This is a genomic window from Streptomyces sp. SudanB182_2057, from assembly GCF_964272715.1.
GTDB classification, from domain to species: domain Bacteria; phylum Actinomycetota; class Actinomycetes; order Streptomycetales; family Streptomycetaceae; genus Streptomyces; species Streptomyces rubradiris.
The window spans coordinates 1,681,470-1,700,756 of record NZ_OZ186798.1; the positions used below are offsets into that span (position 1 = coordinate 1,681,470).

Genomic DNA, 19,287 nt, shown 5'->3' on the forward strand with positions numbered 1-19,287 from the left:
CTTTCCTCGAAAAAGTCAGACTTTTAAGTTTGAACACGTCAGGCCACCCATCCCGCACTCAACGAGGACTTCTTGAAGATGACGACGCAGACCTCCGACGGCTTCGAGTGGACCGACCTCGACCGGCGTGCCGTGGACACCGCCCGGCTTCTCGCGGCCGACGCGGTGCAGAAGGTGGGCAACGGGCACCCCGGCACCGCGATGAGCCTGGCACCTGCCGCGTACACGATCTTTCAGAAGGTGATGCGTCACGACCCGGCGGACCCCGAGTGGACCGGCCGTGACCGCTTCGTCCTCTCCCCCGGCCACACCTCGCTGACCCTCTACACCCAGCTGTTCCTCGCCGGGTACGAGCTGGAGCTGGACGACCTGAAGGCGTTCCGCACGCACGGCTCGAAGACGCCGGGCCACCCCGAGTACGGCCACACCGCCGGTGTGGAGACCACCACCGGCCCGCTCGGCCAGGGCGTGGCCAACGCCGTCGGCATGGCGATGGCCGCCCGTTACGAGCGCGGCCTCTTCGACCCGGACGCCCCGGCCGGCGCCTCCCCCTTCGACCACACCATCTGGGCGATCGTCTCCGACGGCGATCTCCAGGAGGGCGTCTCCGCCGAGGCGTCCTCGCTGGCCGGCCACCAGAAGCTCGGCAACCTGGTCTTCCTCTACGACGACAACCACATCTCCATCGAGGGCGACACCGCGACCGCCTTCTCCGAGGACGTGCTGAAGCGGTACGAGGCCTACGGCTGGCACACCCAGCGGATCGAGCCCACCGCCGAGGGCGACATCGACGCCCCCGCCCTGTACCGGGCGCTGAAGGCCGCGCAGGCCGAGACCGACCGGCCCTCCATCATCGCCATGCGCACGATCATCGCCTGGCCCGCCCCGAACGCGCGGAACACCGAGGCATCCCACGGCTCCGCGCTCGGCGAGGAGGAGATCGCCGCCACCAAGCGCCTGCTCGGCTTCGACCCGGAGCAGACCTTCGAGGTGTCCGACGAGGTCCTGAAGCACACCCGCCGGGCCCTGGACCGCGGTGCCGAGGCGCACGCGGCCTGGGACAAGCGGATCGCCGAGTGGCGCGCCGCCCAGCCGGAGCGGGCCGAGCTGTTCGACCGGGTGAGCAAGGGCGAGCTGCCCGCGGGCTGGGAGGACGCCCTGCCCGTCTTCGAGGAGGGCAAGTCGGTCGCCACCCGGGCCGCCTCCGGCAAGGTGCTCCAGGCGCTCGGCCCCGTGGTCCCCGAGCTGTGGGGCGGCTCCGCCGACCTGGCCGGCTCGAACAACACCACCATCGACAAGACCAGCTCCTTCCTGCCGGAGGGCAACCCGCTGCCCGAGGCCGACCCGTACGGCCGTACCGTGCACTTCGGCATCCGCGAGTTCTCCATGGCCGCGGAGATGAACGGCATCGCCCTGCACGGCAACACCCGGATCTACGGCGGCACCTTCCTGGTCTTCTCCGACTACATGCGCAACGCCGTGCGGATGTCGGCGCTGATGCAGCTGCCGGTGACGTACGTGTGGACGCACGACTCCATCGGCCTGGGCGAGGACGGCCCCACCCACCAGCCGGTCGAGCACCTGGCCTCGCTGCGCGCCATCCCGGGCCTGAACGTCGTCCGCCCGGCGGACGCCAACGAGACCGCGATCGTCTGGGCCGAGATCCTGAAGAGGCACGCCACGCACCCGGCCCCGCACGGGCTCGCGCTGACCCGCCAGGGCGTGCCGGTGTACGCGCCGAACGAGGACGCGGCCAAGGGCGGCTACGTACTGCGCGAGTCCTCGACGGAGGTCCCGGAGGTGATCATCATCGCGACGGGCTCCGAGGTGCACCTCGCCGTGGCCGCGCGGGAGCTGCTGGAGGCCGCGGGCACCGGTACCCGCGTGGTGTCCATGCCGTCCGTGGAGTGGTTCGAGGAGCAGCCGCGCGAGTACCGCGAGCGGGTGCTGCCGCCGGCCGTGAAGGCCCGGGTCGCCGTCGAGGCCGGGATCGGCCTGACCTGGTACCGCTACGTGGGCGACGCCGGACGCGTCGTCTCGCTGGAGCACTTCGGCGCCTCCGCGGACGCCAAGACCCTGTTCGCCGAGTACGGCTTCACCCCCGAGAACGTCGCCGCGCGGGCCCGCGAGTCGCTCGCCGCCGCGCGCGCCTGACACCGACCCCCACCGAAACCGGCGCACACCGCGCCCGATACCGACGCAGAAGTAGAAAGATGAGCACAGTGACCGAAGCAATCGCGACCCCGGGAGCCCTCAAGCGCCTCGCCGACGAGGGCGTGTCCATCTGGCTGGACGACCTGTCGCGCAAGCGGATCACCTCGGGCAGCCTCGCCGAGCTGGTGGCGAGCGGGAGCGCCGTCGGTGTCACCACGAACCCCTCGATCTTCCAGGCCGCCATCGGCTCCGGGGAGGGTTACGAGGAGCAGCTCGCCGACCTCGCCGTCCGCGGGGTCACGGTGGACGAGGCCGTGCGGATGATGACCACCGCCGACGTGCGCGCCGCCGCCGACATCCTGCGGGACGTGTACGACGCCACCGACGGCCGGGACGGCCGGGTCTCCATCGAGGTCGACCCGCGCCTGGCCCACCACACCGAGGCCACCGTCGCCGAGGCCAAGCAGCTGGCCTGGCTGGTCGACCGGCCCAACGTGATGATCAAGATCCCGGCGACCAAGGCCGGCCTGCCGGCGATCACCGAGGTGATCGGCCTCGGCATCAGCGTCAACGTGACCCTGATCTTCTCCCTGGAGCGCTACCGCGAGGTCATGGCCGCCTACCTGGCCGGCCTGGAGAAGGCCCGCGAGCGCGGCATCGACCTGTCGACCATCCACTCGGTGGCGTCCTTCTTCGTCTCCCGCGTGGACAGCGAGATCGACAAGCGGCTGACCGCGTTCGGGAGCGAAGAGGCCCTGGCCCTCAAGGGCCGTGCTGCCCTCGCCAACGCCCGGCTGGCCTACGAGGCGTACGAGGAGGTCTTCGCCTCCGGCCGCTGGCAGGCCCTCGCGGAGGCGGGCGCCCACAAGCAGCGTCCGCTGTGGGCCTCGACCGGGGTGAAGGACCCGGCGTACAAGGACACCCTGTACGTGGACGAGCTGGTCGCGCCCGGCACGGTCAACACCATGCCCGAGGCCACCCTGAACGCCGTCGCCGACCACGGCGAGATCACCGGCGACACGGTGACCGGCGGTTACGCGCAGGCCCGCGCCGACCTGGCCGCCGTGGAGCGGCTCGGCATCTCCTACGACCAGGTCGTCCAGCAGCTGGAGGACGAGGGCGTCGCGAAGTTCGAGGCGGCCTGGCAGGAGCTGCTGGACGCCGTCGCCACGTCCCTGAAGAGCAAGGGAGCTGACGCCCGATGACCGACAACGCCCCCGCCGCCCAGGCATCCGACGAGGTGCGCGTGCCGGTGCTGCCGGCCGCCGACTGGGCGAACCCGCTGCGGGACGCCCGTGACCGCCGGCTGCCCCGTATCGCCGGGCCGTCGGGCCTGGTCATCTTCGGGGTGACCGGCGACCTGTCCCGCAAGAAGCTGATGCCGGCCGTCTACGACCTGGCCAACCGCGGACTGCTGCCGCCGGGCTTCTCCCTCGTCGGGTTCGCCCGCCGCGAGTGGGAGGACCAGGACTTCGCGCAGGTCGTCCACGACGCCGTGCGCGAGCACGCCCGCACCCCGTTCCGCGAGGAGGTGTGGCAGCAGCTCGCCGAGGGCATGCGCTTCATCCCCGGCGACTTCGACGACGACACCGCCTTCAAGCAGCTGAAGGACGCCGTCGAGGAGCTGGACGCCTCCCGGGGCACCGGCGGCAACTTCGCCTTCTACCTCTCGGTGCCGCCGAAGTTCTTCCCGAAGGTCGTGCAGCAGCTGAAGAAGCACGGGCTGGCGAACCCGCCCGAGGGCTCCTGGCGCCGCGCGGTCATCGAGAAGCCGTTCGGCCACGACCTGGCCAGCGCGTGCGAGCTGAACGCGATCGTGCACGAGGTGTTCGAGCCGGACCAGGTGTTCCGGATCGACCACTACCTCGGCAAGGAGACCGTCCAGAACATCCTGGCGCTGCGCTTCGCCAACCAGATGTACGAGCCGATCTGGAACCGGTCCTACGTCGACCACGTGCAGATCACCATGGCCGAGGACATCGGCATCGGCGGCCGGGCCGGCTACTACGACGGCATCGGCGCCGCCCGCGACGTCATCCAGAACCACCTGCTCCAGCTGATGGCGCTCACCGCCATGGAGGAGCCGATCGCGTTCGACGCCGAGGCGCTGCTCACCGAGAAGCTGAAGGTGCTGAAGTCGGTGCGGCTGCCGGAGGACCTGGGCCGGCACACCGTGCGCGGCCAGTACGCGCCCGGCTGGCAGGGCGGCGAGAAGGTCGTCGGCTACCTCCAGGAGGACGGCATCGACCCCAAGTCGAAGACCGACACCTTCGCCGCGATCAAGCTGGGCATCGACAACCGCCGCTGGGCGGGCGTCCCCTTCTACCTGCGCACCGGCAAGCGGCTGGGCCGCCGGGTCACCGAGATCGCGGTGGTCTTCAAGCGGGCCCCGCACTCCCCGTTCGACTCCACCGCCACCGAGGAGCTGGGCCAGAACGCCATCGTCATCCGGGTCCAGCCCGACGAGGGCATGACCGTCCGGTTCGGGTCGAAGGTGCCGGGCACCTCGATGGAGATCCGGGACGTGTCCATGGACTTCGCCTACGGCGAGTCGTTCACCGAGTCGAGCCCGGAGGCGTACGAGCGGCTCATCCTGGACGTGCTGCTCGGCGACGCCAACCTCTTCCCGCGTCACCAGGAAGTGGAGGAGTCCTGGAAGATCCTCGACCCGATCGAGGAGTACTGGGCGGCGCACGGCAGGCCGGCGCAGTACGCGTCGGGCAGCTGGGGACCGAGGGAAGCCGACGAGATGCTCGCACGAGACGGACGGAGCTGGCGCAGGCCATGAAGATCGACCTGACCGACACCACGGCAAGCAAGATCAACAAGGCGTTGGTGCGGGGCCGCCGCGCCATCGGGACGCCCGCCGTGGGCATGGTCCTGACGATGGTCATCGTCACGGACGAGGAGAACGCCTACGACTCGATCAAGGCCGCCGAGGACGCCTCGCGCGAACACCCCTCGCGGACCCTGGTCGTCATCAAGCGGCACGCCCGCACCCTGCGCGACCGCACCCACTCCCGGCTGGACGCCGAGGTACGGGTCGGCTCCGAGGCCGGCACCGGCGAGACGGTGGTGCTGCGCACCTACGGCGAGGTGTCCGACCACGCCGACTCCGTGGTGCTGCCGCTGCTGCTGCCGGACGCCCCGGTCGTCGTGTGGTGGCCGGTGGACGCCCCCGAGGCCCCGGCCAAGGACCCCCTGGGCGCGCTCGCCCAGCGCCGGATCACCGACCTGTACGCCGTCGAACGGCCGCTGGAGGTCCTCGACACCCGCGCCCGCTGCTACGCGCCCGGCGACACCGACCTGGCCTGGACCCGGCTGACCCTGTGGCGGTCGATGCTGGCCGCCGCCCTGGACCAGGCCCGGGTGCCGGTGACCTCGGCGGCCGTGGAGGCGGAGGCCGACAACCCCAGCGCCGAGCTGCTCGCCCGCTGGCTGGAGGCCCGCCTGAAGGTGTCCGTGGACCGGGTGCACAGCGCCGGCCCGTTCGTGACGACCGTCCGGCTCGGCACCGCGAACGGCGACATCGTCGTGGACCGGCCCGAGGGCCCGCTCGCCACGCTGACCCTGCCCGGCCAGCCGCCGCGCACCCTCGCCCTGAAGGTCCGCGCCACCTCCGAACTCATCGCCGAGGAGCTGCGCCGCCTCGACGCCGACGAGATGTACGCCATCGCCCTCCAGGGCGTGGCCCCCAAGGAGAATGCCTGAGATGGCGGAGTTCCCGAAGCTCACCCACCGCCCCGAGTGGACGGCCCTCGCCGACCACCGCGCCCAGGGCCGCCCGCACCTGCGGGAGCTGTTCGCGGCGGACCCCGGCCGCGCCGAGCGGTACGTCGTACGGGTCGGCGACCTGTACATCGACTACAGCAAGCACCTGATCACCGACGAGACCCTGGCCCTGCTCCAGGAACTCGCCGCCGCCACCGGCGTGTTCGCGCTGCGGGACGCCATGTTCCGCGGCGAGCGGATCAACGTCACGGAGGACCGGGCGGTGCTGCACACCGCGCTGCGCGCCCCGCGGGACGCCGTGATCGAGGTCGACGGCGAGAACGTCGTGCCCAAGGTGCACGCGGTGCTGGACAGGATGGCCGATTTCGCCGACCGGGTCCGCTCCGGCGAGTGGACCGGGTACACCGGCAAGCGCATCCGCAATGTGATCAACATCGGCATCGGCGGCTCCGACCTCGGCCCCGCGATGGCCTACGAGGCGCTGCGCCCCTACACCGCCCGCGACCTGACCTTCCGGTTCGTGTCGAACGTGGACGGCGCCGACCTGCACGAGGCCGTCCGCGACCTGGACCCGGCCGAGACGCTGTTCATCGTCGCGTCCAAGACGTTCACGACGATCGAGACGATCACCAACGCCACCTCGGCGCGGTCCTGGCTGCTGGACGCCTTCGACGGCGACGAGAAGGCCGTGGCGAAGCACTTCGTGGCGCTGTCGACGAACGCCGGGAAGGTCGCCGGGTTCGGCATCGACACGGACAACATGTTCGAGTTCTGGGACTGGGTCGGCGGCCGGTACTCCTACGACTCCGCGATCGGCCTGTCCCTGATGATCGCGATCGGCCCGGACCGGTTCCGGGAGATGCTCGACGGCTTCCACCTGATGGACGAGCACTTCCGCACCGCGCCCGCCGAGGCCAACGCACCGCTACTGCTGGGCCTGCTGGGCATCTGGTACGGCAACTTCCACGACGCCCAGTCGCACGCGGTGCTGCCGTACTCGCACTACCTGTCCAAGTTCACCGCCTACCTCCAGCAGCTGGACATGGAGTCCAACGGCAAGTCGGTGCAGCGCGACGGCAGGCCGGTGGACTGGCAGACCGGTCCGGTGGTGTGGGGCACGCCCGGCACCAACGGGCAGCACGCCTACTACCAGTTGATCCACCAGGGCACCAAGCTGATCCCGGCGGACTTCATCGGCTTCGCCCGGCCCGTCGGCGAACTGAGCGAGGAACTCAAGGCCCAGCACGACCTGTTGATGGCCAACTTCTTCGCCCAGACCCAGGCGCTGGCCTTCGGCAAGACCGCCGAGGAGGTCCGCGCGGAGGGCGTCGCCGAGGAGCAGGTGACGCACCGCACCTTCCGCGGCGACCACCCCACCACCACCGTCCTGGCCACCGAGCTGACCCCGTCCGTGCTCGGCCAGCTGATCGCCCTCTACGAGCACAAGGTGTTCGTCCAGGGCGCGGTGTGGAACATCGACTCCTTCGACCAGTGGGGCGTGGAGCTCGGCAAGGTCCTCGCCAAGAAGGTCGAACCCGCGCTCACCGAGGGCGCCGACGTCCCCGGTCTCGACCCGTCCAGCACGGCCCTCGTCGCCGCCTACCGCACATTCAAGAACGCATCGGAGAACTGATCATGCAGCTCGGTCTCATCGGCCTCGGCAAGATGGGCGGCAACATGCGCGAGCGGATCCGCCGCGCCGGCCACACCGTCATCGGCTACGACCGCAACCCCGAGGTCTCCGACGTCAAGAGCCTCGCCGAACTGGTCGAGAAGCTCGACGCGCCCCGCCATGTGTGGGTGATGGTCCCGGCCGGCACCGCCACCCAGACCGTCATCGACGAACTCGGCGACCTGCTCTCCCCCGGTGACACCGTCATCGACGGCGGCAACTCCCGCTGGACGGACGACGAGAAGCACGCCGCCGCGCTCGGCATCAAGGGCATCGGCTTCGTCGACGCCGGTGTCTCCGGCGGCGTGTGGGGCCTGGAGAACGGCTACGCGCTCATGGTCGGCGGCGACAAGGAGCACGTGGACCGGCTGCGGCCGATCTTCGACGCGCTCAAGCCGGAGGGCCCGTACGGCTATGTGCACGCGGGCCGGGTCGGCTCCGGGCACTTCTCCAAGATGGTCCACAACGGCATCGAGTACGCCATGATGCAGGCCTACGCCGAGGGCTGGGAACTGCTGGAGAAGGTGACGTCCGTCGAGAACGTCCGCGAGGTCTTCCGCTCCTGGCAGGAGGGCACGGTCATCCGGTCCTGGCTGCTGGACCTCGCGGTCAACGCCCTCGACGAGGACGAGCATCTGGAGGCCCTGCGCGGGTACGCGGAGGACTCCGGCGAGGGACGCTGGACGGTGGAGGCGGCAATCGACAACGCCGTGCCGCTGCCCGCGATCACCGCGTCCCTCTTCGCGCGGTTCGCCTCGCGCCAGGACGACTCCCCGCAGATGAAGATGATCGCCGCGCTGCGCAACCAGTTCGGCGGCCACGCGGTCGAGAAGAAGGGCTGACCCGCCGTGGGGGACCTGCTGCTGGTCCGCCACGGTGAGACGGAGTGGAGCAGGTCGGGACAGCACACCAGCTGGACCGACCTGCCGCTGACCGGACAGGGCGAGGAACAGGCCAAGTCCCTCGCCCCGCTCCTCACCGGCCGGACCTACGCCCGCGCGCTGTCCAGCCCGCTGAGCCGCGCGCTGCGCACCGCCGAACTGGCCGGCATACCCGGGATCGAGCCCGATCCCGACCTGCACGAGTGGGACTACGGCGGCTACGAGGGCATCACCACCGCCGAGATCCACCGCACCCGCCCGGACTGGGACCTGTGGACCGACGGCGTCCCGCCCGGCCCCGAGGGTCACCCGGGCGAGTCCCCGGACCGGATCGGCGCCCGCGCCGACCGGGTCCTGGCCCGCGTGGCACCCGCGCTGGCCGAGGGGGACGTGGTCCTCGTCGCCCACGCCCACTTCCTGCGCGTCCTCACCGCCCGCCGCCTGGGCCTGCCGCCCGCCGACGGCCGCCTGTTCCGGCTGGCCACGGGCACGGTCAGCCGCCTGTCCACGGAACACGGCCACCCGGTGATCGCGGAGTGGAACGTCCGGCCGTAGCGCGCCGGCCGCCGTCGGAAGCGGACATTGACAGCCGGTTCGGTCCCGGGTCAGAGTCCGGCTGGTGGAGATCGACAATCTGACGGCGGCCGAGGAGCGGGTGTGGCGGGCGTTCCCGCGCGGGGAGTTCGTGGACTTCCGGGAGACGGCCGACGAGGACCCCGCCGACGCGGCGGGGTGGGGGCCCGAACGGACCGTGCGGGCCGGGGTGTTGCGGGCGCTGCTGCTCGACGGGGAGCGCCGGGACGGGGAGATACCGTCGCTGAGCGTGGCGGGCGCCCGGATCACCGGGCGGCTCGATCTGCAGTACGCGACGATCGACCACCCGGTGCGGCTGCGCCACTGCCACTTCGACGAGGCCCCGCGCTGCTACGCCGCCCGGCTGCGGGAGCTGAACCTCAGCGAGTCCGTGCTGCCCGGCCTGGTCGCCCACGCCGTGCAGGTGGACGGGGTGCTGCGGCTGACCCGCACCCGCTGCCACGGCACGCTGCGGCTCGGCGGCGCCCGGATCACCGGCAGCCTGTACCTGGAGGGCGCCGAGGTGGCCGCGCCCGGCGCCGCGGAGCCGGTGCTCCAGCTCAACCAGGCGGCGCTCGGCGCCGACCTGTGGGCGCCGGGGCTGCGCACCCAGGGGCAGATCCGCCTCAACGGCGCGAGCGTCGCCGGGTCGTTGAACCTCAACGAGGCCCGGCTCGGCAACCCCGGGCACGCGGCGCTCGACGCGGAGACGCTCACCGTCGAGGGGGACATGCTGGTCCGGGACGCCGAGGTGCGCGGCTGGACGGGGCTGCGCGGCGCCCGGATCGCGGGGCGGCTCGACCTGTCGTACACCCGGCTCGCGCATCCGGGCGGTTCGGCGCTGCGGGCGGGCAGCTCCACCATCGGGGAGCTGTGGCTGCGCAAGGCCCCGCCCATGGAGGGCGCCCTCAATCTGCGCCGCGCCCAGCTCGACGTCCTGCTGCTGGAACCGGCCTCGGTGCCGAAGACGGTGCTGCTCGGCGACCTGACGTACACCTCGCTCGTCCCGCACGAGCCGGCCGAGCGCCGGCTGCCCATGCTGCTGCGCGAGCGCGACGGGTATGTCCCGCACACCTACGAGCAGTTGACGGCCGCCTACCGGCGGGTCGGCGACGATCACGCGGCCCGGCTGGTGCAGCTCGCCAAGCAGCGCCGGCACCGGCACACGCTGCCCTGGTACGGGCGGCTGTGGGGCCTGGTCCAGGACGTCACCGTGGGCTACGGCTTCCGTCCGCTGCGGGCCGCCGGCTGGCTGCTGTCGCTGCTCGCGCTCGGCTCGCTCGCCTTCGCGCTGAACCATCCGCGTCCGCTGAAGGCGGGCGAGGCGCCGCCGTTCCACCCGGTGTTCTACACGCTCGACCTGCTGCTGCCGGTGATCTCCTTCGGGCAGGACTCCGCGTTCGCGCCGCACGGCGCGTACCAGGTGCTGGCCTACGTGCTGGTGCTCACCGGGTGGATCCTGGCGACGACGGTGATCGCCGGTGTCACCCGCACGGTCAGCCGCCAGTGAGGCGCTCCCGCTCGGTCAGCCGTCCGTGACCCGGCCGGTGACCAGCAGGTCCGTCCAGGCCGCCGCCACCCGGTCCAGCGCGTAGGTGCGGCGTACCTGGGCGCGGGCCGTCTCGCCGGCCTCCCGCCAGGTCTCCCCGTCGGTGCCGAGCCCGGCGATCGCCTCGGCCATCGCCGGCGGGCCGGCGTGGATCCACCGCCGGTCGTAGACCTCGTCGGCGCCGGGCCAGGGCAGCAGCGCGGGCACGGCGCCGGAGGCCATGCCCTCGGCCGGGGCGAGGTGGAAGGACTCGTCGTCGCTGGTGGACAGCACATGCCCGACGCGGCGCAGCCAGGTGGGCACATCGGCGCCGAAGTCGTCGAAGACGACGGCCCCTTCGAGCAGCGGGGAGGTCTGGACGCGGCGCAGGATCGCCTCGTAGTGCGCGCGTTCCTCCGGCTTGTTCCAGATCCACCAGTACTCCCACGGCGGCTTGGACTTGACCGACAGCTGCCAGCGCCGGTCCTCGGCCCGCAGCAGTTCCAGGACGTCGAGGCCGAGGTCGAGGCGTTTGCGGCTGGGCGCGATGCCGATCATGCCGAGGCGGAACCGGGCGCCGGGCGCCTTGGGCCGGTCGAGCTGGTCGGCGTCCACCCAGTTGGGCACGGTGACGACCTTGTCCGCGGGCCAGCCGGTGCGTTCCAGGGTGCGACGGGCGTAGTAGGGGCTGACGCAGACGACCCGGTCGACGGCGTCGATGTCGACCTGGTGCGGCCATTCGGCGTCGAGTTCGAAGCGGTGCAGGCGGATCACCAGCCGGCTGCCGCGCCGTTTGTGGCGGCTGTACCAGACGGCGGCCGGGCCGCACCACTCGACCACCACCACGTCGGCCCAGTCGGCGAGGTCGCGGCTCGCGGCCTGGTCGTGCCGGGCCAGCGCGGGCCAGGCGTCCACCCGGACGTCGAGCCCGGGCAGGGCGCGGAAGTGGTCCAGCAGCCGGGTGAGGAACTTCAGGTCGTGGCCGGCGACGCCGATCCGCAGCGGGCGGGAGCGGTGGGCGACGGCGGGGGGCGCGGGCGGGAAGACCCGGTCGAGGTGGGCGCGCCAGCGTCCGGCGGCGGCCGTCAGGGTGTACCGGCTCGCGGCGGCACGGCAGCGGCCGGCGGCGAGCCGGCGGGCCTCGGGGTCGCGGGCGGCGCGGGCCACGGCCTCGGCGGCGTCCTCGGCCTCGGCCCGGCCGGGGACGTAGAGGGGGTAGTCGCTGCCCAGCAGTGCCTCGTGCGCGGGCGTGCGGTTGAGCACGACGGGCAGTCCGAGGGCGCCGAACTCCAGGACTTTGGTGGACAGTTCGAGGCTGGCGTCGAGCCGGGGATCGCGCCAGCCGAGGCCGAGGTCGCAGCCGGCGGCGATGCGCATGGCCTCCTCGCGGGGCCGGCCGCCGTGGTGCCGGACGCCGGGGGCGGAGCCGTGCAGGGCCCGGTACATGGCCTCGTGGAACTCCGGCTGGCCGGGGTCCTCGTGGATCTTGTCGCCGACGGTGTGGAGTTCGGCCCGGACGCCCCGCTCGGCCAGCAGGGCGGGCAGCCGGGTCATGGGCAGGGTGTTCCACAGCGGGGCGAACTTGCCGGTGTAGACGAGCCGCAGCGGATCGTGCGGCCGGTCGTGGTCCGGCACCGGGAAGCCGGGTTCCGGCACGGCGGGCGGGCAGAGCACGCTGCGGCCGCAGGCCTGGGGCACCCAGGTCTCCAGGAAGCAGCGCAGTTCCTCGGTCTGGCACAGCAGCAGCCGGGAGGCGGCGGCGACGCGGCCGAGTTCGGTGCGGGCCCGCTCGGTCATCGCGGCGGCGGACTGCGGGATGTCGGTGAGGTAGGCCCAGATCCGCCCGTCGAAGTGGCCGTCGGCGACGACCTGGCCGACGATGCGGCGGCCGCGCAGCACGATCAGGTCGCAGGGCTCGTCCCCGTCGAGCCGGGTGAGCAGGCGGGACGCCTGCACCGGGGACAGCGGCCGGCCGGCCTGCCCGGGGACGAGGCGCTCCTCGGCGGGCCTGACCACGCTCACCCCGGGCAGCCCGGCCAGCGGATCGGTCAGCCGGCCGGTGTGCACCGGCGACTTGAGCACCAGCCGGGTCTCGCACCCGGCCAGGGACAGCGCCTGCACGGTCGACTGGGCCCAGACGGCGGAGCCGTCGATGAGGTTGAGGTCCACGTCGCCGTAGACCAGGGCCCGGATCACTCGGCTCATGACGGTTCCTTCCCGCGCACGGCGAACAGTCGGTGGCCCCGGCCGCACCAGCTCGCGGGCGGGGCTCCCGCGAGGTGCAGGGAGCGGCGGACCAGCAGCGGCCGGCGCAGCTCGGGGACGAAGGTGTAGTCGGCGCCGCCCGCCGCGTGGCCCAGCGCGTCGGCGCCCGAGTACTCCTGGGCGCACATCAGGTCCAGCAGCAGGGTGTCCGGGCGGTCCTCGGTGAGGTCGGTCCAGTCGGCGACCCAGGCGGCGGTGGGCGGCCCGGTGCGCACCGGCACGCCCGCGGCGTCGAGTTCCTCCAGGCCGTCCGGGGCGGGCACGACCACCTCGGCGGGGCGGTGCTGCTGGCCCAGCACCTGGGCGACGAGCCGGGCCGCCTCGTGCCGGCCGCGGGGGGCGGCGAGCACGGCGACCCGGCGTTCGGCCAGCGGGTCGGGCGCGCCGACCAGCCGGGCCAGCTCGGCCAGCCGGACCCGGGTGCTGTCCCACTGGAACGCCTCCCGCAGCCGCTCCCGGGCGTCCGGGCCCGCGTCCAGCCGGGACAGCCGTACCCCGGTGTCGGCGTCCAGCACGGCGTCCCAGGCGAGCTGGGCGAGGCCGGGCGCGGCGGACGCCGGGGCGTCCCGCCACAGCACGGCCGACCGGCCCAGGGCGCGTGCCTCGGTGAGGAGCTCCGCGAGCCGCCGGTCCAGGTCGGGGGCCGCGCCGGTGCCGGTGAGCGCCCAGGGGCCGTGTCCGGTGCACGCGCTGAGCTGGACCACGACCGCGTCGGGGTCGGTGCGCCGGACGAGCGGGGGGCCGTCGTGCGGGAGCGGCCGGTTCACCACGGCGTCCGCCGCGAAGTCCTCGGCGGTCTCGTCGGTGAGCACGCCGGTGATCACCAGCCGGTCGCGGGGGGTGGCGGCGAACGCCCGGTGTACGAGGTGGAGGCGGTCGTCGGCGGCGGCTCCGGGCACGGTGCGGGCGGCGGCGGGCCGGGCGGCGGGCGCGGTCCTGCGCGCGGAGCGGGTCCGCCACAGCCCGTACAGCTCGCGGGGCAGTCCGGGCATCTCGCGCCGGGGCGAGCGGGCCGCCGACACCAGGGCCCGGCCCACCTTGAGGGAGGTGGAGCCCTCCAGCATGTGCACCCGGGCATGGAGCACCTGGACCCGGTCGCGGGCCTGGCGCAGGGCGGAGGCCAGCTGCTCCTTCTCCCGCACGGTGGCGGCCAGCCGGTCGGCGAGGCCGTCCTCGCGGACGGCGTCCCGGGCGCGTTCGGCCTCCTCGGCCCGGCGTTCCAGGTCCTGGTGGCGGGCGCGCAGGGTGCGGGCGGCGAGGTCGGCGAGGACGTACTCGTCGGCCGTGCGCAGGGTGGTGGCGAAGCCGTCGGTGGGCACCGGGCGGCCGAACCAGTCGTGCGGGGGCAGGAGTTCGTCGGAGGCCAGGCGGGTGAACACCGCGCCGGCGTGCAGGTGGACGTAGTCGAGCGGGGCTGCGCGCAGCACCTGGCAGCGCTGGGTCACCAGGTCGTCCAGCAGCCGGTGGTAGGGGGGTTCGGGTCCGGGGTGGCCGAACAGCAGCAGGCCGCGGGCGCCGGGCCGCAGGCGGCGCAGTGCGGCGAGCAGGGCGTCCTCGGTGCCGTGCACGGCGGGGTCGGGCCCGTACGACAGGAGCACCAGGTCGCCCCGGCGCAGGGCGCGCCGTCCGTCGTCGCGGCGCAGGGTGACGCCGTCGGGGAGGTGGAGGCAGGGGGCGAGGCGCAGGGCCCGGCCGGTGGCGTCGACGACCGTGGTGACGCCGTCCAGGTGCGGGTGGAGCAGATCGGTCAGGCGCATCAGCGGATCCTCGTGAAGACGTGGAAGCCGGTCTCGGTCTCGCGGAAGCCGTAGGGCCGGAACGCGGTGTGGCGCAGGCCGAGGGGTTCGAGGGCGGCGCGGTAGGCGTCCGCCGGCCGGTGCCGGATCCGGCCGTCGCGGGCCCGGGGTACGGGCGTGTCCGCGTCGGTGACGATCAGCCGGCCGGTGAGGCGCACCAGGGAGGCCAGGTTGCGCAGGGCCGCCGCCCACTCGGTGTCGTCCGGCAGGTGGAACAGGACGTCGACGCAGAGCACGACGTCGTACGGCCACGGGCTGCGCCACTCATCGAGCCGGGCCCGGGTGTAGCGGGGGCCGTCACCGGCGGCGCGGGCCCGGTCGATGGCCTCCTGGCTGGCGTCGACGGCGTCCACGCGGTGGCCGCAGCGGTCCAGGGCGCGGGCGAAGTACCCGGTGCCGCAGCCCGCGTCGAGCACGAACAGCGGGGCGGCCGGGGAGTGCAGGTCGCCGATGAGGGCGAGCAGGGTGCCGAGCCGGAGCGCGTAGAACAGTTCGTTGCCGGCCCGGTCGAGTTCCGGGTGGCCGCCGGCGGCCAGTCCGTCCCGCTCGCAATAACGGGCGTCCCAGTGGTCGAGGGCGTCGGGGTCGAGGGCGGCGTCAGTCATGGTGCTCCAGCCACTGGGTGATCAGGCGGGCGATCCGGGGGCCGGCCTTGCCGTCCCACAGCGGCGGTCCCTCGGCGGGGGCGGCCGGGGCGCCGTCGAGTGCCTTGCACAGGGCGGGGACCAGCTCGTCGGGGTCGATCAGGCGGTTGGTGCCGTGGGTGACGGTGACGGGGCGTTCGGTGGTGGTGCGCAGCGTCAGACAGGGCACGCCGAGCACGGTGGTCTCCTCCTGCACCCCGCCGGAGTCGGTGATCACGGCGGCGGCGCCGCGCACCAGGCTCATGAACTCGACGTAGCCGAGGGGTTCGAGGAGGTGCACGCCGGGCGCGCCGTCCAGGCCGGCCGCGCGCAGCGCGTCCCGGCCGCGCGGGTGCAGCGGGACGGCGAGGTCCAGGTGGCGGGCCGCCTCGGTGAGCGCGCCGGCGGCGGCGCGGGCGGCGGCGGGGTCGTCGACGTTGGCGGGGCGGTGCAGGGTGACGACGCCGTAGCGCTCGGGCAGTGCGTGCGCGGCGCGGGCGGCGGCCGGGTCGAACAGGTCCAGGTGGGTGAGCAGGGTGTCGATCATCGGGTTGCCGACGAAGTGCACCCGGGCCGGGTCGGCGCCCTCGCGGGCCAAGTGGCCGACGGCCTCCGGGCTGGTGGCGAAGAGCAGCCCGGCGAGTTGGTCGACCAGGCGCCGGTTGACCTCCTCCGGCATCGCCATGTCGAAGCTGCGCAGCCCGGCCTCGACGTGGGCGACGGGCAGGCCCAGCTTGGCGGCGGCGAGGGCGGCGGCCAGCGTGGAGTTGACGTCGCCGTAGACCACGACGAGGGCCGGGGCGCGGGCGGTCAGCTCGGCCTCCAGGGCCACCAGCAGGTCGGCGGTCTGCCCGGCGTGGCTGCCGGAGCCCACGCCGAGGTCGGTGTCCGGCCGGGGCAGCCCCAGTTGGCGGAAGAACACCTCCGACATCCGGGCGTCGTAGTGCTGTCCGGTGTGCACCAGGGTCTGGTCGCAGCCGGCCGACCGGAGCGCGGCGACGACCGGGGCCGCCTTCACGAAGTTGGGCCGGGTGCCGACCACATGGAGTACTGGGCCGTTCATGACGCCGTTCATGTCCTCGCCTTCCGCGGGCGGTCGAACAAGGGGCAGCACACGGGGAGACGAGGGGAGCGTCGTGCTCTGGCCGGCGCCGGTGCGCGGTCGCGTCCGAGGCGCCGCGCGCCGCGTCGGCCTACCGTGGCGGCATGTCCCGTCGTGTCCCCCGCGCTGTCAGTCTGGCCGCATCCGTGGCGTGGGGCGAGTTGCGCCAGGACCCGGCGCGGGCCGCGTTGCTGGGGCTGCGGCTGCTGCCGGCGCGGCTGCGGCGCCGGGTGCGGCCGGTGGAGCGGTGGCTGGGCGGCCGGGCCCGGCCGGCCGGACCGGGCGCGCTGCCGTCCGCCGTTCGGGTGAGCGCGCCCGCCGGGCGGCCGGTGCGGCCGGTGCCCGGGCGGGTGCTGCATCTGGTGACCAACTCGCTGCCGTACGCCCACGCCGGCTACACCGTGCGCACCCAGAAGCTCGCCGAGGCGCAGCGGGCCGCCGGGCTCGATCCGCACGTGGTGACCCGGATCGGGTTCCCGGTGGCGCGGGGGGTGCTGGACGCCGGTGCGCTCCAGTTGGTGGGCGGGGTGCCGCAGCACCGGCTGCTGCCCTGGTGGCTGCCGTACGGGCAGGGCCCGGCGCTGGCCCGCAACGCCGAGCTGGCGGGGCGGCTGGTGGAGCGGCTGCGGCCGGCCGTGCTGCACGCGGCCACCGATCACGGCAACGGCCGGGTGGCCCTGGCCCTGCGCGAGGTCTACGGCCTGCCGGTGGTCTACGAGGTGCGGGGCTTCCTGGAGGAGACCTGGCTGAGCCAGGACCCGGCGCGCACCGCCGCGGACCCGGTCTACCGCGGGCGCCGGGAGCTGGAGACAGACTGCATGCGCCGGGCCGATCTGGTGCTGACGCTGGGTGCCGCGATGAAGGCCGAGATCGTGGCGCGCGGGGTGCCCGAGGAGCGGGTGCTGATCGTGCCGAACGCCGTGGACGCGGCGTTCCTGGGGCCGCCGCCGGACGGGGCCGGGGTGCGGGCGCGCCTCGGGATCGCCCCGGACGCGTTCGTGGTGGGCACGGTCGGCAGCCTCACCCCGCACGAGGGGATCGGCACATTGCTCCATGCGGGTGTACTGCTGCGGCGGCGCGGGGTGCCGTTGCGGCTGCTGATCGTCGGCGACGGCCCGGAGCGGGCGCGGCTGGAGCGGCTGGCCGCCCGGCTGGGCCTGGCCGGCGACGGCACCGCCGTGTTCACCGGGCGCGTGCCGCATGACCAAGTCCGGCATTTCCACGCGGCGTTGGACGTGTTCGCGGTGCCGCGCACGGACGCCCGGGTGTGCCGTCTGGTGACCCCGCTCAAGCCGGTCGAGGCGATGGCGGGCGGGCTTCCGGTGCTCGCCAGCGATCTTCCGGCACTGCGGGAACTGGTCGAACACGGGGTGAACGGGCGGCTGATTCCCGCTGAATCGCCACACGCTTGGGCGGATGAACTCGAAAGGGTGCTTTACAGTCATAAGCGACGGCTCGAATGGGGAGCCGCCGCCCGCGCGAGGGTCGCGCGGGAACGCACCTGGGACCGGGTCGCCGCGACGACCCGCGAGGCGTATCGCTCGCTGGGCTGCCTCTGACGCCCCGCGAACCCCCCACCAGTGCAGCCGCGAAGGCCGGGTGAATCCCTATGCAGGTCGAACGGACCCCCTCGCTCGGGGACATGGAAGCGCCGCCGCCGTACGGGAAGGTGGAACTCGCCGTCATCGGGCTCGGCTACGTCGGACTGCCGCTGGCCCGCGAGGCGGCCTCGGCCGGCCTGCGCGTGGTGGGCCTGGACCGTGACCCGCGGGTCGTCGCCGGGCTCAACTCCGGCCGCTCGCACGTCGGTGACGTCTCCGACGACGAGGTGCGCCGGATGCGGGCGGCCGGTTTCACCGCCACCTGCGACGACGCCTGTCTGGCGGGTGCGCAGACCGTGGTGATCTGCGTGCCGACCCCGCTCGGCGCGGACGGCGGGCCCGATCTGGGCGCGGTCGTCTCGGCGACCCGCGCGGTGGCCGGCCGGCTGCGCCCCGGGCAGCTGGTGGTGCTGGAGTCGACCACGTACCCGGGCACCACCGAGGAGGTCGTACGGCCGCTGCTGGAGGAGTCCGGGCTGCGGGCCGGCGAGGACTTCGCGCTCGCCTTCTCGCCCGAGCGGATCGACCCCGGCAACACCCAGCACGGACTGCGCGACACCCCCAAGGTGGTCGGCGGCTGCACCACGGCGTGCGCGGTGCGCGCGGTCGCCTTCTACGCCAAGTTCGTGAACATGGTGGTCCAGGCGAAGGGCACCCGCGAGGCCGAGATGGCCAAGCTGCTGGAGAACACCTACCGGCACGTGAACATCGCGCTGGTCAACGAACTGGCGATCATCAGCCGCGAGTTGCACGTGGACGTGTGGGACGCGATCCGCTGCGCGGGCACCAAGCCCTTCGGCTTCCAGGCCTTCCGGCCGAGCCCCGGGGTGGGCGGGCACTGCATCCCGATCGACCCCAACTACCTGTCGTACAAGGTGCGTTCGTCCCTCGGGTACGACTTCCGGTTCGTCGGGCTGGCCCAGGAGATCAACCGGCGGATGCCGGAGTACGTGGTGCGCCGCGCCCAGGACCTGCTCAACTCCGCCGGCCGCCCGCTGCGCGGCTCCCGGGTGCTGCTGCTCGGCGTCACCTACAAGCCGGACGTCGCCGACCTGCGCGAGACCCCGGCGGAGCCGGTGGCCCGGCTGCTGCGCCAGCGGGAGGCCGCCGTCGCCTTCCACGACCCGCACGTGCCGGCGTGGTCGGTGGACGGGGCGGAGGTGCCCCGCGTCGGCGACCTGACGGCCGCGCTGCGCGAGTACGACCTGACGATCCTGCTCCAGGACCACTCCGCCTACGACCTGCAGGCCCTCGCGGACAGCGCGCGGCTGCTGTTCGACACCCGCGGGCGGATCAGCAAGCCCGGCGTCGAAGCGCTCTAGCCCGACGCCGTTTCCTCGCGTTCTCGGGGAGTTGGAAG

14 protein-coding genes are annotated in these 19,287 nt (G+C 73.5%); 10 read left to right on the plus strand and 4 right to left on the minus strand.

Going from position 1 to position 19,287, the window contains the following annotated elements; genetic code table 11:
- The first annotated feature begins 78 nt into the window (after positions 1-78).
- The 8 genes from tkt to ACSURM_RS07070 all read left to right on the plus strand — a co-directional run bounded on the left by tkt (position 79) and on the right by ACSURM_RS07070 (position 10,522).
- Positions 79-2,154, plus strand: a complete 2,076-nt coding sequence (gene tkt / locus ACSURM_RS07035) for a transketolase (protein ID WP_436954086.1) — start codon at positions 79-81, stop codon at positions 2,152-2,154.
- Positions 2,155-2,213: 59 nt separating this feature from the next.
- Positions 2,214-3,359 (plus strand): transaldolase, encoded by a 1,146-nt coding sequence (gene tal / locus ACSURM_RS07040; RefSeq protein ID WP_436954087.1) that lies wholly within the window; start codon positions 2,214-2,216, stop codon positions 3,357-3,359.
- Positions 3,356-4,942, plus strand: a complete 1,587-nt coding sequence (zwf, locus tag ACSURM_RS07045; protein ID WP_436954088.1) for a glucose-6-phosphate dehydrogenase — start codon at positions 3,356-3,358, stop codon at positions 4,940-4,942. The genes tal and zwf overlap by 4 nt, the downstream gene beginning before the upstream one ends.
- Positions 4,939-5,865 carry a glucose-6-phosphate dehydrogenase assembly protein OpcA gene (gene opcA, locus ACSURM_RS07050; protein WP_436954089.1) on the plus strand — a complete coding sequence of 309 codons (927 nt, stop codon included), beginning with the start codon at positions 4,939-4,941 and terminating at the stop codon, positions 5,863-5,865. Before zwf ends, opcA begins: the two co-directional genes overlap by 4 nt.
- A 1-nt stretch (position 5,866) precedes the next feature.
- Positions 5,867-7,519: a glucose-6-phosphate isomerase gene (pgi, locus tag ACSURM_RS07055; protein ID WP_436954090.1), complete on the plus strand. Its 1,653-nt coding sequence runs from the start codon at positions 5,867-5,869 to the stop codon at positions 7,517-7,519.
- Positions 7,520-7,521: 2 nt separating this feature from the next.
- Positions 7,522-8,400 (plus strand): phosphogluconate dehydrogenase (NAD(+)-dependent, decarboxylating), encoded by an 879-nt coding sequence (gene gnd / locus ACSURM_RS07060; protein WP_436954091.1) that lies wholly within the window; start codon positions 7,522-7,524, stop codon positions 8,398-8,400.
- Positions 8,401-8,406: 6 nt separating this feature from the next.
- Positions 8,407-8,994, plus strand: coding sequence for a histidine phosphatase family protein (locus ACSURM_RS07065; protein WP_436954092.1), 588 nt, complete (start codon positions 8,407-8,409; stop codon positions 8,992-8,994).
- A 64-nt stretch (positions 8,995-9,058) separates the two neighbouring features.
- Complete coding sequence (locus ACSURM_RS07070) at positions 9,059-10,522, plus strand: membrane-associated oxidoreductase (protein WP_436954093.1); 1,464 nt, start codon at positions 9,059-9,061, stop codon at positions 10,520-10,522.
- A gap of 15 nt (positions 10,523-10,537) precedes the next feature.
- Here the strand turns inward: ACSURM_RS07070 and ACSURM_RS07075 are convergent, their stop codons facing one another.
- Genes ACSURM_RS07075 through wecB form a run of 4 tightly spaced genes read right to left on the minus strand, consistent with a single transcriptional unit; the run spans position 10,538 to position 16,287 of the window.
- The gene (locus ACSURM_RS07075) at positions 10,538-12,745 is read right to left on the minus strand and encodes a glycosyltransferase (RefSeq protein WP_436954094.1); all 2,208 of its coding nucleotides are present in this window, start codon (positions 12,743-12,745) and stop codon (positions 10,538-10,540) included.
- The gene (locus ACSURM_RS07080; RefSeq protein WP_436954095.1) at positions 12,742-14,562 is read right to left on the minus strand and encodes a hypothetical protein; all 1,821 of its coding nucleotides are present in this window, start codon (positions 14,560-14,562) and stop codon (positions 12,742-12,744) included. Before ACSURM_RS07080 ends, ACSURM_RS07075 begins: the two co-directional genes overlap by 4 nt.
- A complete protein-coding gene (locus ACSURM_RS07085; protein ID WP_436954096.1) occupies positions 14,562-15,206 on the minus strand; it encodes a methyltransferase domain-containing protein in 645 nt (214 codons plus the stop codon). The genes ACSURM_RS07080 and ACSURM_RS07085 overlap by 1 nt, the downstream gene beginning before the upstream one ends.
- Entirely contained in the window at positions 15,199-16,287 is a 1,089-nt protein-coding gene (gene wecB, locus ACSURM_RS07090) for a non-hydrolyzing UDP-N-acetylglucosamine 2-epimerase (protein WP_436954097.1), read from the minus strand. Before wecB ends, ACSURM_RS07085 begins: the two co-directional genes overlap by 8 nt.
- 143 nt (positions 16,288-16,430) lie before the next feature.
- Here wecB and ACSURM_RS07095 point away from each other — a divergent pair, with 143 nt between their 5' ends.
- Together ACSURM_RS07095 and ACSURM_RS07100 are read left to right on the plus strand one after the other, a co-directional pair.
- Complete coding sequence (locus ACSURM_RS07095; RefSeq protein ID WP_436954098.1) at positions 16,431-17,885, plus strand: glycosyltransferase family 4 protein; 1,455 nt, start codon at positions 16,431-16,433, stop codon at positions 17,883-17,885.
- Positions 17,886-17,968: 83 nt separating this feature from the next.
- A complete protein-coding gene (locus ACSURM_RS07100) occupies positions 17,969-19,249 on the plus strand; it encodes a nucleotide sugar dehydrogenase (RefSeq protein ID WP_436960970.1) in 1,281 nt (426 codons plus the stop codon).
- Positions 19,250-19,287: the final 38 nt, after the last annotated feature.